Annotated in this window: 15 protein-coding genes and 1 pseudogene; 9 read left to right on the forward strand and 7 right to left on the reverse strand. The window is 70.5% G+C overall.

Features of this window, described 5'->3' with window-relative positions; all coding sequences use genetic code 11:
* Positions 1-12: 12 nt before the first annotated feature.
* The 3 genes from AB0O21_RS16965 to AB0O21_RS16975 all read left to right on the forward strand — a co-directional run bounded on the left by AB0O21_RS16965 (position 13) and on the right by AB0O21_RS16975 (position 2210).
* Entirely contained in the window at positions 13-570 is a 558-nt protein-coding gene (locus AB0O21_RS16965; RefSeq protein WP_365171805.1) for a hypothetical protein, read from the forward strand.
* Between the two features lie 153 nt (positions 571-723).
* Positions 724-1620, forward strand: coding sequence for a proline iminopeptidase-family hydrolase (locus AB0O21_RS16970; protein WP_365171807.1), 897 nt, complete (start codon positions 724-726; stop codon positions 1618-1620).
* A gap of 173 nt (positions 1621-1793) precedes the next feature.
* Positions 1794-2210 carry a hypothetical protein gene (locus AB0O21_RS16975; protein WP_365171809.1) on the forward strand — a complete coding sequence of 139 codons (417 nt, stop codon included), beginning with the start codon at positions 1794-1796 and terminating at the stop codon, positions 2208-2210.
* 50 nt (positions 2211-2260) lie between these two features.
* Here AB0O21_RS16975 and AB0O21_RS16980 read toward each other — a convergent pair.
* Positions 2261-2422: pseudogene (locus tag AB0O21_RS16980) on the reverse strand (IS630 family transposase); the annotation flags it as partial.
* A gap of 10 nt (positions 2423-2432) precedes the next feature.
* Here AB0O21_RS16980 and AB0O21_RS16985 point away from each other — a divergent pair.
* On the forward strand, positions 2433-3008 hold the full coding sequence (locus AB0O21_RS16985; protein WP_365172035.1) for a hypothetical protein: 576 nt from the start codon (positions 2433-2435) through the stop codon (positions 3006-3008).
* Positions 3009-3027: 19 nt separating this feature from the next.
* On the opposite strand, the gene AB0O21_RS16990 is transcribed toward AB0O21_RS16985, so the two are convergent.
* Positions 3028-3567, reverse strand: a complete 540-nt coding sequence (locus AB0O21_RS16990) for a TetR/AcrR family transcriptional regulator (protein WP_365171811.1) — start codon at positions 3565-3567, stop codon at positions 3028-3030.
* Between the two features lie 91 nt (positions 3568-3658).
* On the opposite strand from AB0O21_RS16990, the gene AB0O21_RS16995 reads away from it, so the two are divergent.
* Positions 3659-4105: a nuclear transport factor 2 family protein gene (locus AB0O21_RS16995; protein WP_365171813.1), complete on the forward strand. Its 447-nt coding sequence runs from the start codon at positions 3659-3661 to the stop codon at positions 4103-4105.
* A gap of 6 nt (positions 4106-4111) precedes the next feature.
* On the opposite strand, the gene AB0O21_RS17000 is transcribed toward AB0O21_RS16995, so the two are convergent.
* From AB0O21_RS17000 to AB0O21_RS17010, 3 genes are all read right to left on the reverse strand, one after another.
* Positions 4112-4945: a class I SAM-dependent methyltransferase gene (locus AB0O21_RS17000; protein ID WP_365171815.1), complete on the reverse strand. Its 834-nt coding sequence runs from the start codon at positions 4943-4945 to the stop codon at positions 4112-4114.
* 51 nt (positions 4946-4996) lie between these two features.
* Complete coding sequence (locus AB0O21_RS17005) at positions 4997-5737, reverse strand: SDR family oxidoreductase (RefSeq protein WP_365171817.1); 741 nt, start codon at positions 5735-5737, stop codon at positions 4997-4999.
* Positions 5738-5827: 90 nt separating this feature from the next.
* Complete coding sequence (locus tag AB0O21_RS17010; protein WP_365171819.1) at positions 5828-6409, reverse strand: TetR/AcrR family transcriptional regulator; 582 nt, start codon at positions 6407-6409, stop codon at positions 5828-5830.
* Between the two features lie 130 nt (positions 6410-6539).
* Between AB0O21_RS17010 and AB0O21_RS17015 the strand changes: the two genes are divergently transcribed.
* The 4 genes from AB0O21_RS17015 (at position 6540) to AB0O21_RS17030 (ending at position 10362) form a co-directional block, all read left to right on the forward strand.
* The gene (locus AB0O21_RS17015; RefSeq protein WP_365171821.1) at positions 6540-8141 is read left to right on the forward strand and encodes an MDR family MFS transporter; all 1602 of its coding nucleotides are present in this window, start codon (positions 6540-6542) and stop codon (positions 8139-8141) included.
* 208 nt (positions 8142-8349) lie between these two features.
* A complete protein-coding gene (locus tag AB0O21_RS17020; RefSeq protein WP_365171823.1) occupies positions 8350-9132 on the forward strand; it encodes a polysaccharide deacetylase family protein in 783 nt (260 codons plus the stop codon).
* Between the two features lie 115 nt (positions 9133-9247).
* Positions 9248-9577: a nuclear transport factor 2 family protein gene (locus tag AB0O21_RS17025; RefSeq protein ID WP_365171825.1), complete on the forward strand. Its 330-nt coding sequence runs from the start codon at positions 9248-9250 to the stop codon at positions 9575-9577.
* 155 nt (positions 9578-9732) lie between these two features.
* On the forward strand, positions 9733-10362 hold the full coding sequence (locus AB0O21_RS17030; RefSeq protein ID WP_365171827.1) for a hypothetical protein: 630 nt from the start codon (positions 9733-9735) through the stop codon (positions 10360-10362).
* Positions 10363-10509: 147 nt separating this feature from the next.
* On the opposite strand, the gene AB0O21_RS17035 is transcribed toward AB0O21_RS17030, so the two are convergent.
* Together AB0O21_RS17035 and AB0O21_RS17040 are read right to left on the reverse strand one after the other, a co-directional pair.
* Positions 10510-11796 carry an extracellular solute-binding protein gene (locus tag AB0O21_RS17035; protein ID WP_365171829.1) on the reverse strand — a complete coding sequence of 429 codons (1287 nt, stop codon included), beginning with the start codon at positions 11794-11796 and terminating at the stop codon, positions 10510-10512.
* Positions 11797-12083: 287 nt separating this feature from the next.
* On the reverse strand, positions 12084-12701 hold the full coding sequence (locus AB0O21_RS17040; RefSeq protein WP_365171831.1) for an SMI1/KNR4 family protein: 618 nt from the start codon (positions 12699-12701) through the stop codon (positions 12084-12086).
* Positions 12702-12747: the final 46 nt, after the last annotated feature.

Below are 12747 nucleotides of genomic sequence, written 5' to 3' on the forward strand. Positions count from 1 at the left end.
CGGACGGTCACGGTGCGGCTCGACTCGGTGGCCCCGTCGATCACCATCACCAGTCCGACGGCGAGCACGTACCTGCTCAACCAGCCGGTCAACGCGGCCTACTCGTGCTCCGACGCCACCTCCGGTGTGGCGACCTGCGCCGGGCCGGTCGCCGGCGGAAGCCCCGTCAACACCTCGACGTTCGGCACGCACACCTTCACGGTCAACGCGACGGATGTGGCCGCGAACCCGTCGAGCAGGAGCGTCTCGTACAGCGTCGCCTACCGGATCTGCCTGCTCTACGACCCGCTGAACCCGCCCCGCGGCGGGAACAGCACGATCCCGATCAGGCTGCGGATCTGCGATGCGAACGGTGCCAACCTGTCCAGCCCGAACATCACGCTGACTCCGAGCGCGATCACCGGTCCGGCCACGGTGCCGTTCACGACCCCGTTCCGGTACGACCCCAGGCTCGCCGGCTACATCGTCAACGTCCCGACCAGGGGACTGACGGCCGGTAACTACAACCTCCGGTTCACCATCAGCGGGGCGGACACCACCACCCACGTCGCACCGTTCACCGTGCGCTGACACCCGTCGGCGCGCACCGGCCCGGACCCGGCCTCGGGTCCGGGCCCTCCCTACGCCGTCTGCCGCAACGCCCGCGCCCCTCGGTGGCCGCCGCCCGCGGGGCCTGCCCAAGATGGCCGTACGACAGAGCATCGGCACAACGGGAGGCACGCCATGCCGGTGACCGAGGGGACCGTTCCGTACCGCGGCCACCGCACCTGGTACCAGCGGGTGGACGGCCCCGGCAGCGCGGGGAAGGTGCCGCTGCTGGTCCTGCACGGCGGGCCGGGGTTCCCCCACGACTACCTGGAGGACCTGGCGCGGCTCGCGGACGGCGACGACGGCCGCCCGGTGGTCTTTTACGACCAGCTCGGCTGCGGGAAGTCCGACCGCCCGGCCGACGACCCCGCCCTGTGGACCCTGGCCACCTTCGTCGGGGAGCTGGCGGCCGTACGGGAGGCCCTCGGGCTGGAGCGGGTCCACCTGTTCGGGCACTCCTGGGGCGCGATGCTGGCCCTGCAGTACGCCCTCGACCGCCCCGCCCCCGGCCTGGCGAGCCTCACCCTCGCGGGCGGCTGCGCGAGCGCCCCGCTCTACGCGGCCGAGGCACGGAGGCTGTACGACTCCCTCCCGGCCGGGGTGCGCGGCACCATCGAGCGGCACGAGGCGCAGGGCACCACGGACTCCGAGGAGTACACCGGGGCCACGACGGAGTTCTACTCGCGCTGGCTGTGCCGGCTGGACCCGTACCCGGACCACCTGATGCGCAGCTTCACGCGGCTGAGCGAGGACGTGTACGGGACGATGCTGGGCACGGAATGGAACGTCAGCGGGAACCTGAAGGACTGGGACGTCACCGCCCGGCTGGGCGAGCTCGACCTGCCGGTCCTCGTCACCTCCGGCCGCCACGACGAGATGACCCCGGCGGCGGTCCGGCCCCTGGCCGACGGGATCGCCGGCGCCGAGTGGGTGGTGTTCGAGGAGAGCGCCCACTTCACCACGGCGGAGGAACCGGAGCACTACCGGCAGGTCCTGGCGGCCTTCCTCGCCCGCGCCGAGGGATCCGCCTAGTGCTGTGACCGCATGTGTTCGCCGGGTTGCTCGTTGTACTGGGTGGAACCGCAGCACCGCTTCAGGAGCCGCGTGCCACGGCTCGGCTCTTGGTGCAAGTGAACGACGCGGCCAGTCGCGAACTCCCCCTGTGGACCTTCATCTGCAACGGCACCAGGCACTATGTTGCGGCTGTGATCAATGACGCGGTTCCGCAGCAGGAAGCTCGGTGGGTCGTCCTCATAGAGGCCGAGACCTGCCCCGGTTACCAGGACCACCGCTGGCAGCTCGCCGCAACGCATGCTGTCTCGGAAGGAGGTCGTGCGGCGGCCGACGAGCTCGCCCAGAAGCTGGCCATGGAGTACGTCCCCAGAAAGCTCAACGTCAGCGTAGGCAAGGGAGACACAGCCGCGCGCAAGGTGTTCCGAGTCACCGACGGCTCGTGGCTCGTCGAGGTCCGCGGGTTCGACCAAGAAAGGAGCCTGTGCCGGATCACCATTGCCGAGCTGGTGCATGAGCAGAGGTACGTGCATGCCCCGTACGAGCCCGAGCCCGAGCCGCGAGTCGCCACCGCGCCCTCCCGCAAACGTCGACTGTGGGGCAGGACCTGACAGCCCGATACACAACCGGCCGACCCGGTGAACGGTGCATCCGGGCATGATCACGCCGCGACAGCGGGGCGGCCGCCCCAGCGCAGGCCCTTCTCGCCGCGAATGCGGGCGCGCTCCTTGCGGTGGGCGGCCGGGACGTCGGGATGGCGCGCATTGGCGTTGCGCCACCGCAGGTAGCGATGCAGGGCCCTTGTCTGGACCATGTGGTGGGGTGGTTCGAGTTTGAACAAGGCCCCCGGGCCTTTCACCGGGCTGTCGTCCCGCCTCGTGACGGCGACCTGCCCGGCCGGCACGGTCCTGATCGGCGGCGGCGCCCGCACCACCCCGGCGAGCGTCGGCAGCCTCAAGCCCGTCGCCGGCTTCCCGACCTTCAACGACGCCGAGCACCACTTCGGCGCGATCGCCGCGGGTGACGGCGAGCGCGACCCCGACTCCTGGACGGCCGTCGGCGGGATCGGCGGCGGACGCGGCCAGGACAACATGACCTACGCGTACGCGATCTGCGGCGCGGGTGGCATCAACCTCAAGCACGTCTCCACGACGGTCCGCTTCCAGGAGGTCAGCGGCCCGAACACGGCCTCCACGGGACAGACGGCGACCGTCGGCTGCTCCCGCGAGGACGGGCTTCTGGTCAGCGGGGGCGCCGCCATCAGCGGGGGCAACGTGACCACGACCGAGTTCAGCAAGGCGACGTCGGGCGGCCCCCACCTCAACGGCAGCTTCCCCAGCGATGCCGACGGCACCCCGGCCGGTGACGGGAGCTCCAACCCGTCGCACTGGACGGCGGCCACCCCCTAGGGCCTGTCCGGGCCCGCGCTCAGCCCGACGCGCGAACGAGCCGCTCCGCCACCTCCCGCGCGCGGTGGGCCGGGTCCGGGCCCGGGTCCAGGGCGGCCACCACCGTCGCGCCCTCGACCAGGATCAGGAGCTGGTCCGCGAGGGCCGGGTGCTCGGGGCCCGCGAGGCCGGCCAGCAGGGAGCGGAGCTCCGCCTTGTGCCGGCGTACGGCGTCCAGGACCGGGGCCGGGCCCGCGCCGAGTTCTCCGTACGCGTTGAGGAACGCGCAGCCCCGGAAGTCCGGCTCCGAGAACCAGCCGGCCAGCCAGTCGAAGACGGCGAGGACCGGCTCGGGGGCTCCGGTCACGGCCTCGCGCAGGCCGCGCATCCAGCGCTGGTCGCGGCGCTCCAGGTAGGCCGTGGTCAGGGCTTCCTTGGCCGGGAAGAGACGGTAGAGCCGCTTGAGGGGGACCCCCGACTCGGTGCGGATGCGGTCCATGCCGACGGCCTGGACGCCCTCCGCGTAGAACAGCTTCTCCGCCGCGTCCAGCAGCCGGGTGCGGGCCTCTTCGTCGTCCATGGGGGAAGGGTAATCCAGTTTCCCTTGCGACGAGAACGCTCGTTCTCTAGGGTGTGAGAACGAGCGTTCTCGACGAGAGGGATGGATCGCCATGACCAGCGTCAGCAGCAGTGCCGGAGCCGCCGCCGTACGCCCGCCCCTGCCGCCCTTCACCGAGGAGTCCGCCCGCGCCAAGGTCCAGGCCGCCGAGGACGCCTGGAACAGCCGCGACCCCGAGCGCGTCTCGCTCGCGTACACCGAGGACTCGGTCTGGCGGAACCGCGACCGCTTCCTCACCGGCCGCGCCGAGATCCGCGCCTTCCTCGCCGGGAAGTGGGAGCGCGAGCTCGACTACCGGCTGCGCAAGGAGCTGTGGGCGTACACCGGCAACCGCATCTCCGTGCGCTTCGAGTACGAGTGGCACGACGCGGACGGCCAGTGGTGGCGCAGCCACGGCAACGAGCAGTGGGAGTTCGCCCCCGACGGCCTGATGAGCCGCCGGGAGGCCAGCATCAACGACGTCCCGATCGAGGCCGGGGACCGCCGGCTCACTCCCTAGAACTGCCTAGCGGCGGCGCGCGATGACCTCCATGCAGACCCGGTAGCGCTCGCTGACCGCGTAGTGCAGGGGCTCGAAGCCGTACTCCTCCAGCAGTGCGTAGAGGCGGGGGCGGCTGAAGTTGTGGAAGTGTTCCAGCTCCCCCCAGTAGGGGTTGGCGTCGCCCGCATCGAGCAGGCGCCAGGCCGCGCAGTCGTAGTTGGGCATCGACGCGAAGACCACGCCGTCCTCCCGCAGCAGCCGGTGCGCGGCGACCAGGCCCTCGCCGGGGTACGGCATGTGCTCCAGTACGTCGGCCAGGCTGATCACGGAGTAACGGCCGGGCGCGTCGAGGGTGGTGAGGTCGGCGCACTGCGCGTCGACGCCGAGGGCGCGCAGGCCCGCGGCCGTGGAGGGGCGCAGGTCGAGGCCCTGGGGCTCGAAACCCCACTCCTCGGCGGTGAAGAGCAGTGACCCGTTGCCGAAACCGACGTCGAGCCAGCGGCCGTCCGCGACGTAGCGTGCGACGCGCTCCACGATGCGCGCCGAGACGTAGCGGTTCTGCTCGAAGGCCGCGCCCGGCTGCTGGTTCGGGTTGGTCGAGGAGAAGATCTCCGCGCAGGCCGCGTCCGTGAAGTAGCCGTCGGTGAAGACGTGTTGGCAGGCGGTGCAGCGCATCCAGACCATCGTTGGTGCGATGACCGGCTTGTAGAGAGGATGCCGCGAGCAGTCGCCGGTGCGCAGCACGGCGATGTCGGGGGCCGAGCAGAGCGGGCAAGCGGTGTACTGCAGGCGTGAGTCGTGCGGCGCGGGGGCGGGCGGCTGCGTGGGCGCGGCCGGGGTGACCGTGCTGGCGGACATGCCCCGGAAGGTACAGGCCGCCGCCTACGACACCACGTCGGCGCGCAGGGCCTATCGGGTGGTCCAGCCGCCGTCGAGGACGAGGTTCGCGCCGGTCATGTTGGAGGACATGTCCGAGGCCAGGAAGAGGGCCGCGGCGGCGACCTCGTCCGGGCGGCCGAGGCGGCCGAGGAGGGTGCGGGACTCGAAGTCGGCGCGCATGGCCTCCGGTTCGGGGGAGGCGAGGAAGACCTCCTCCAGGAGCCGGGTGGAGATCGGGCCGGGGCACAGGGCGTTGGCGCGGATGCCGGCCTTCGCGTGGTCGACGGCCGTGGCCTTGGTGAGCTGGATGACCCCGCCCTTGGAGGCGCAGTACGCCGCCACGCCCGCGTCGGCCACCACGCCGAGCTCGGAGGCGACGTTGACGATGACCCCGCCGCCCCGGGCGGCCATGGCGGGGACGGCGTGCTTCGAGCAGAGGAAGACGCCGCGCAGGTTCACCGACATCAGCCGGTCCCACTCCTCGACGGTGGTGTCGAGGATGGTCTTGGCGAACTCGATCCCCGCGTTGTTGACGAGGATGTCCGGGCCGCCGTGTTCGGCGGTGGTGCGGGCGATGAGCGCCTCGACCTCGGCCTCGTCGCTCACGTCGGCGCGGACGTAGTGCGCGCCGAGCGCGTCCGCCTCCGCCCGCGCGTCCAGTACGTCCGAGAGCACCACGGTCGCGCCCTCCCGCGCGAACCGCTCGGCGATCGCGTGGCCGAGCCCCCGCTTGGCGCCGGTGACGACGGCGGTCTTCCCGTTGAGCAGCATGATGTCGGCCTCCCGTGGCTCCGGGGGCCATCCTCCCGCCCGGGCGCGTCCGGCGTGCCGGGGCGAAGTCCCCGATCCGCCGGCCGAAGGTCACTTCTCGTGGTGGGCCTGGGTGATGAGGTCCATGGCGACCTCCAGCGCGGCCTGGCGGGTCTGCTCCGGGTCGCTGTCCATGTGCTGGAGGAACATCATCCCCGCGTGCATCGTGAACAGGGCGCTGACGCAGCGCACCTGGTCCACCAGCGGGCCGTCCTCCGTGCGCACCAGCCCCACCAGGCGGAACAGCCGCTGCTTCATCGTCTCGCCGATGCTCAGCTCGCGCATCGTCGCCTGGTTCTCCTGCATGAAGCGGAACAGCGGCACGCACCCGGCCACCGCCTCGCTGTAGCGCCGCAGCACTTCCTTCTTCATCTCCAGGGTGAGTGGCTGCGGCTGCTCGTCGGCCCACTCGATCAGCTCGTCGATGGGCCGCGTCAGGTCCTCGAAGAGGCTGATGATGATGTCTTCCTTGGTCTTGAAGTGGTAGTACAGCGCCGCCTTCGTGACCTCCAGCCGCTCCGCGATCTCGCGCAGCGACGTCTTCTCGTACCCCTGCTCCGCGAAGAGCTCCAGTGCGACGTCCTGGATGCGCTGGCGCGTGTTGCCGCGGCGCTGCGGACTGCTGCTGGACATGGCTCTCCTCAGGTACTTACTTGACGCCCGGCTAGTTACGGGTCTACCGTCCCCATTGTAGTGAACTAGCCGGGCGGCAAGTAAGTCCGGCGAGCGGACGAGCGGCAGAAGAAGTACACGGGGAGTGGACATGGTGGACGTGGCGAAGAAGGCCGAGGCCTCCGGGGAGGTGAAGCCGCGCAGCGTACGGGTCGTCCTGATGGCGCTCATGATCGCGATGCTGCTGGCCATGCTCGACAACATGATCATCGGCACCGCGATGCCCACGATCGTCGGCGAGCTCGGCGGTCTGGAGCACCTCTCCTGGGTGGTCACCGCCTACACCCTGGCCACCGCGGCCTCCACCCCCATCTGGGGCAAGGTCGGCGACATGTACGGGCGGAAGGGCTCCTTCCTCACCTCGATCGTCATCTTCCTGATCGGCTCCGTGCTCAGCGGCATGGCCCAGGACATGGGCCAGCTGATCGGCTTCCGCGCGATCCAGGGCCTCGGCGCCGGCGGTCTGATGGTCGGCGTCATGGCGATCATCGGCGACCTGATCCCGCCCCGCGAGCGCGGCAAGTACCAGGGCATGATGGCCGGCGTGATGGCCCTCGCCATGATCGGCGGCCCGCTGGTCGGCGGCACCATCACCGACCACATGGGCTGGCGCTGGTCCTTCTACATCAACCTGCCGCTCGGCGCGGTCGCGCTCGCGATGGTCACCGCGGTGCTGCACCTGCCGAAGCGGACGGACCAGGCGCGCCCGAAGATCGACTACCTCGGTGCGGCGCTGCTGACCATCGCCATCACCTCCACCGTGCTCGTCACCACCTGGGGCGGCACCGAGTACGCCTGGGGCTCCGCCGAGATCATCGGCCTGGTCGTCGCCGGCATCGTGTCCACCGCCGCCTTCCTCTACGCCGAGACCAAGGCCGCCGAGCCGGTCATGCCGCTGCACATCTTCCGCAGCCGCAACTTCACCCTGATGTCCGTGATCGGCTTCCTGGTCGGCTTCGCGATGTTCGGCGGCGTGCTCTACCTCCCGCTGTTCCAGCAGTCGGTGCAGGGCGCCTCCGCCACCAACTCCGGTCTGCTCCTGCTGCCGATGCTGCTCTCGATGATGGTCGTCTCGCTGATCGCGGGCCGCGTCACCACCAACAGCGGCAAGTACAAGATCTTCCCGATCATCGGCGGCGCGCTCATGGTCGTCGGGCTGTTCCTGCTCGCGACGATGGACACCGGCACCACCCGCCTGGTCTCCGGCGTGTACATGGCCATCCTCGGTGCCGGGCTCGGCTTCCTCATGCAGATCACCATGCTCGTCGCCCAGAACAGCGTCGACATGAAGGACATGGGCGTCGCGTCCTCCTCGGCCACCCTCTTCCGTACGCTCGGCGGCTCCTTCGGCGTGGCGCTGATGGGCTCCCTCTTCACCACCCGGGTCACCGACACCATGGCGGAGCGCCTCGGCCCGCAGGCCGCGAACGCCGCGGGCTCCGCCCAGCTCGACGCCGCGAGCCTGGCCAAGCTGCCGGAGGCCGTGCGCGAGGCCTACCAGCACGCGGTGGCGGCCGGCACGCACTCCGCGTTCCTGCTCGGCGCGGGCATCGCCGTACTGGGCTTCCTGGCGGCCTGGTTCGTCAAGGAGGTCCCGCTGCGGGGCGCGGGCCCGGCCCCGGCCGGCGGCGCGGAGGGCGGCGCGGAGGGCGGCAAGCCCGCCCCGGCGCAGCAGGAGTCGCTCGCGCACTGACGCAAGGCGGCACGTGACGAGTGCCCGGCCCCGGTGGAGATTGCGAATCCACCGGGGCCGGGCCTTTTCTGAACACGCGTCACACCAGCCCCGCCAGGCCGTTCTGTCCCATTAACTGGATTTTATGGCCCATTTGGCTGGAACCTCCCCGCTGTGGAGATCGTCCTGATCCACAGAACGCTGACAAGGCGGATGGGGAGTGGACAGCATGAACAAGCAGGGCATCAGGGCCCGTGCCGCCGTCGCGGCCTCGGCCGTCGCGGTGGCGGCCACGGTCTGGGGGGTGACGGCCCTCGTCGACCCGGGGGACCCGATGCCGCGCCAGAACGTGTCACGGCAGAAGGACGCCGAGCCGGGACAGCAGCAGCAACCGCAGCTCATACCCGAGTCCATAGCCCACGCGTCGGAAGCCGGCGCGAACGCGGTCAACATCACCATCGACGACGGGCCCGACCCCCGGTGGACCCCGAAGGTGCTCGACGTACTGAAGAAGTACGACGTGAAGGCGACCTTCTGCATGATCGGGCCGCAGGCCAAGGACCACCCCGACCTGGTCAAGCAGGTCGTCGCGGCCGGCCACCGGCTCTGCGACCACACCATGGACCACGACACGTCCATGGACAAGAAGCCCCTCGCCTACCAGGAACAGCAGATCCTGGAGGCGAAGAAGCTGATCGAGGAAGCCGCGGGCGGCGGCGCGAAGGTCGACTACTACCGGGCCCCCGGCGGCGCCTTCACCCCCGACAGCCGGCGCATCGCCGCCGCGAACGGCATGCGCCCGCTCGGCTGGAACGTCGACACCAAGGACTTCGAGAAGCCCGGCACGGCCGCCATCGTCGAGGCCGTGAAGCGCGAGATCGCCAACGGCCCGACCGTCCTCTTCCACGACGGCGGCGGCAACCGCACGCAGACCGTCGAGGCGCTCGACCAGGTGCTGGCCTGGCTGAAGGAACAGGGCCGGCCGACCGGCTTCCCGGTCCGCAGCTCCTGACACGCCGTCCGGCGGCGAACGGGTGAGGGTCGACGACGCGGACGGGCCCCGGGTGTTCCCTGGTCACGCGCGTACGAACGGACGCGCGACCGCCCGCACCACCCGGAGGCCCCCCGTGACCATCGCCCCCGCCAAACTCTCCGACCCCGTGGTCGGCGCCCTCGTCAGCGCCATCAACGCGCACGACAAGGACGCCTTCCTGGGTCTCCTGACCGCCGACGCGACCATGTCCGACGACGGATCCGACCGCGACCTCCAGGACTGGATCGACCGGGAGATCTTCGACTCCGGCGGCCACATGGACGTCCAGAAGGAGTCCGACGGCGGCCACCACCTGGTAGCCAACTTCCGCAACGACACCTGGGGCGAGATGCGCACCGCCTGGCGGTTCGTCATCGCCCCCGGCGGCGGAAAGATCAGCCGCTTCGAGACCGGCCAGGCCTGAACGCTGGGACCGCCCGGCGGGGCGGGGGCCGAGGGGGGCGGGCCCGGGCGGTCGCCGGGGAAGCTGAAACGTCGGCGGGTGTACGAGGGCTCCCGTACGGGTGAAAGCGCGCCCGGCGTCGTTCCGGCCCGCCGGAGGGCCCCGTTGGACGGGGCATGAAGCGCACCCGCATCGCAGCCATCGCCCTCGCCACCGCCGCGGCGGCCCTCGCCCCCGCCCTCGGCCAGGCGGCCACCGCCGCCGAGGGGACCTCGTTCCTCCAGGACCCCTCCGACGGCGAGAAGGCCATGAAGTCGATGTGGACCAAGGACGAGATGCACAAGGTGGAGGCGCAGTTCCGCTTCCACCCCGGGGTCCAGTACAAGACGGTGACCCGCCCCGGCCCCGCGGCCGCCCCGGACTACGAGCGGCAGGCGCCCGACCCCAAGACCCTCGCCTGGCAGCCGAACTACGAGTTCGCCTGGTCCGTTTCGGACTCGACGGTGGTCAAGAAGACGCTGACGACCAAGGAGGGGAAGCACCCGATCGTCGTGCACGCCGTCCTGCGCCGGGCGGGGGAGCGCGCCAAGGCGGGGGAGGTGCACCAGGAGCTGACCGGGAAGCCGGCGACGGGCCGGGCGAAGGTCGCGGGCGGCAAGCGGATCGCGTGTGACACCGGTGAGTACACGGTGGAATGGTCCGTCACGCGCTCGGGCTACGGGACGCTCACGGGCACGCTGCGCTGGGACTCCAGCTGCGAGCAGTACCGGACGGCGTTCGCGCAGGACCACGGTCGGCAGCGCTGACGGACGGGTGGTGGCCTGCCGCCCCGCGCACCTTGTGGGTGCTTGGTGGGCGACCGGGCCGCGGCCTCGGATCGAGTGCCGTGATGGCCATCCTGCCGCACGCGGTGGGCCGCGGCAGGGGGAGAAGGTCCCGTTTCAACGGGCCTTTCAGCGCTTCTTGGAGGCCTCGTTCGCCTTGCCGGCGATCTCCTCCAGGACGGTCTTCGGGTTGCCCGCGGGGTCCACGGCGCGGCCGATGTTGCGCTTGATGGTGTCGCTGACGGTCACCCAGGACGGGTCGTTCACCGGGTACAGCTGCGCGCCGCGCAGCGCCGTCAGGAACTGCGTGTCCTTCGCGTCGATGCCGCTGCTGCCCGCCACGGCGCGCGAGGCGGAGACGGTGGACGGCAGCAGGTGGTAGCGGTTCGCGAACTCCGACAGGTTCTTGTCCTGGTAGATGAACTGCAGGAACTCGCTGATCGGCTTGCGGTTGCCGTTCTGCTTGAAGGCCATCATCCAGTCGGCCACGCCGACGGTGGGCGGCTTCTCCCCGGAGCCGAGGTTGTCCGAGACCGGCATCTCGATGGCGTTGACGCGGATGCCCTTGGCACGCGCCTCGTGGAGGAGCGAGGGGTAGCCGTTGACCATGCCGACCTCATTGCGCAGGAAGGCGGCGAAGGCGTCGGCGCGGTTGAGCTGGGCGGGCGGGACGGGGCCGGTGAGGCCCGGCTTGACCAGCTGCTCCTTGACCCAGCCCCAGGTCTCGATGTTCTGCGCGGAGGCCAGGGCGTAGTTGCCGCTGCTGTCCGCGTAGCCGCCGCCGTTGCTCAGCTCCCAGATCAGCGCCTCGGCGTGCGCCTCCTCGGGACCCAGGGGCATGGCGTACGGGTAGAGCACGCCCTTGTTCTTGAGCGCCTGCGCGGCGGTCTTGAGCTCGGCCCAGGTCCTGGGGGGCCTGACGTTGGCCTTCTCGAAGAGCGCCTCGTTGGTGAAGAGGAGGCGGCTGCTCGCCACGAACGGCAGGCCGTAGAGCGTGCTTCCCACGGAGCCCGCCTCGGCGAGGGGCTGGAGGAAGTTCGCCTCGGAGGTGACGGAGAGCAGCTCGTCCGCGGAATAGAGCTTGCCCTGCGCGGCGAAGTCCGAGTACGAGCCCATGAGCGCGATGTCCGGGGCCTTGCCGGCCTTGACCTGTCGCGAGACCTCGCGGTCGATGTCGGCCCACGGCTGGAGCTCGACCTTGACCTTGATGCCGGGGTGGGCGGCGGTGAAATCGGCCGTCATCTTGTCCCAGAAGGCCTTGGAACTCGTGGCCGGGGTGTCGCCGTATTCGGCGGCCACCAGGCGCAGGGTGCCCTCGCCATCCGAGGCGTCCTCGGAGTCCCCACACGCGGACAGAGGTATCAGCAGAGCGAGCACGACCGCGGTTGCGGGCGCGCCGAAAATTCTTCGTCGCACGGGTGTATTCCCCTGAATTTCTTTCGGATGACGTTGCTACTTATGAGTCACTCCGGGCTGGGGTGTCCCTCCGTGGCCCGTTGGCCGGAATTCTCTCCCGAAGGTGGGTGGGTTGATTCCATTGGGGGCGCACTTATGGTCAATGCTCCAACCGGGCCTTTTCGCAATGGTGTTTTCCGATATGAGATCAACAATTCGGACGCGCGTAGACATGCCGAAAAGCCCGTTTCCGGTTTCGGAACGGGCTGGAACGCCTCTGGGAGGTTTGAAACGGGTTCTGGCGTGGACTAGTCGGCGAAGTCGCCCGCGTACGGGTCCGGCTCGCCCGTCTCGGGGTTGCGGCCCTCCTGCCACCGGCGCTGGGCCTTGCGCCAGTGCACGAAGCTCAGGTGGCCGCCGTCCCAGAAGGTGATGCTGACGGGGCTCACGTCGAACTCGTCGGAGCAGAGCCGGTACAGGAACTCGGCCATGCCGTACGGATACACGGCGAAGGAGTCGGCCGTGTGCCGCCCGCACACCAGGACCGGCCACCGGTCCGGGTCCGGGTCGGAGGTGAGCCAGCACAGGATGTCGGCGCCGCCGGTGACGCCCCAGGCGAGGATCGACTCCGGGTCCACGTCGAAGGCGGCCCGGCCGCCCTCGTCCTCCCAGGTCTGGCGGGCGTTGGCGGTCTCCTCGGCCATCTCCGCCGGGGCCCACTGGAGTCCGGGCTTGGGCAGCGGGAGCAGGACGCTGGCCTCCCCGTTGATGGAGCCCGCGCCGAAGCGGCCCATGAACGCGACGAAGTCGGCCGGGAACCTGGTCCCCCACGCGGTCTCGGCGGCCCGCCAGTCGATGTCCTCGTCGGCGCCGTGCGTCGCCGGCATGATCTGCTCCAGCGCCTTGACCCGCGCGTTCTCCGTCATGCCGCTCCCCTGAGACCCCAGCTCAACCGCCCCAACCTACCGCCGG

Source organism: Streptomyces sp. NPDC091371 (assembly GCF_040684275.1).
In the GTDB taxonomy this organism is placed as follows: Bacteria; Actinomycetota; Actinomycetes; order Streptomycetales; family Streptomycetaceae; genus Streptomyces.

What these genes read in the sequence shown, in the direction of transcription:
- AB0O21_RS16970 (WP_365171807.1), top strand. Translation starts at nt 724, where the DNA reads ATGCCGGTGACCGAGGGGACCGTTCCGTACCGCGGCCACCGCACCTGG.
- AB0O21_RS16990 (WP_365171811.1), bottom strand. Translation starts at nt 3,567, where the DNA reads ATGGACGACGAAGAGGCCCGCACCCGGCTGCTGGACGCGGCGGAGAAG.
- AB0O21_RS16995 (WP_365171813.1), top strand. Translation starts at nt 3,659, where the DNA reads ATGACCAGCGTCAGCAGCAGTGCCGGAGCCGCCGCCGTACGCCCGCCC.
- AB0O21_RS17000 (WP_365171815.1), bottom strand. Translation starts at nt 4,945, where the DNA reads ATGTCCGCCAGCACGGTCACCCCGGCCGCGCCCACGCAGCCGCCCGCC.
- AB0O21_RS17005 (WP_365171817.1), bottom strand. Translation starts at nt 5,737, where the DNA reads ATGCTGCTCAACGGGAAGACCGCCGTCGTCACCGGCGCCAAGCGGGGG.
- AB0O21_RS17010 (WP_365171819.1), bottom strand. Translation starts at nt 6,409, where the DNA reads ATGTCCAGCAGCAGTCCGCAGCGCCGCGGCAACACGCGCCAGCGCATC.
- AB0O21_RS17015 (WP_365171821.1), top strand. Translation starts at nt 6,540, where the DNA reads ATGGTGGACGTGGCGAAGAAGGCCGAGGCCTCCGGGGAGGTGAAGCCG.
- AB0O21_RS17020 (WP_365171823.1), top strand. Translation starts at nt 8,350, where the DNA reads ATGAACAAGCAGGGCATCAGGGCCCGTGCCGCCGTCGCGGCCTCGGCC.
- AB0O21_RS17030 (WP_365171827.1), top strand. Translation starts at nt 9,733, where the DNA reads ATGAAGCGCACCCGCATCGCAGCCATCGCCCTCGCCACCGCCGCGGCG.
- AB0O21_RS17040 (WP_365171831.1), bottom strand. Translation starts at nt 12,701, where the DNA reads ATGACGGAGAACGCGCGGGTCAAGGCGCTGGAGCAGATCATGCCGGCG.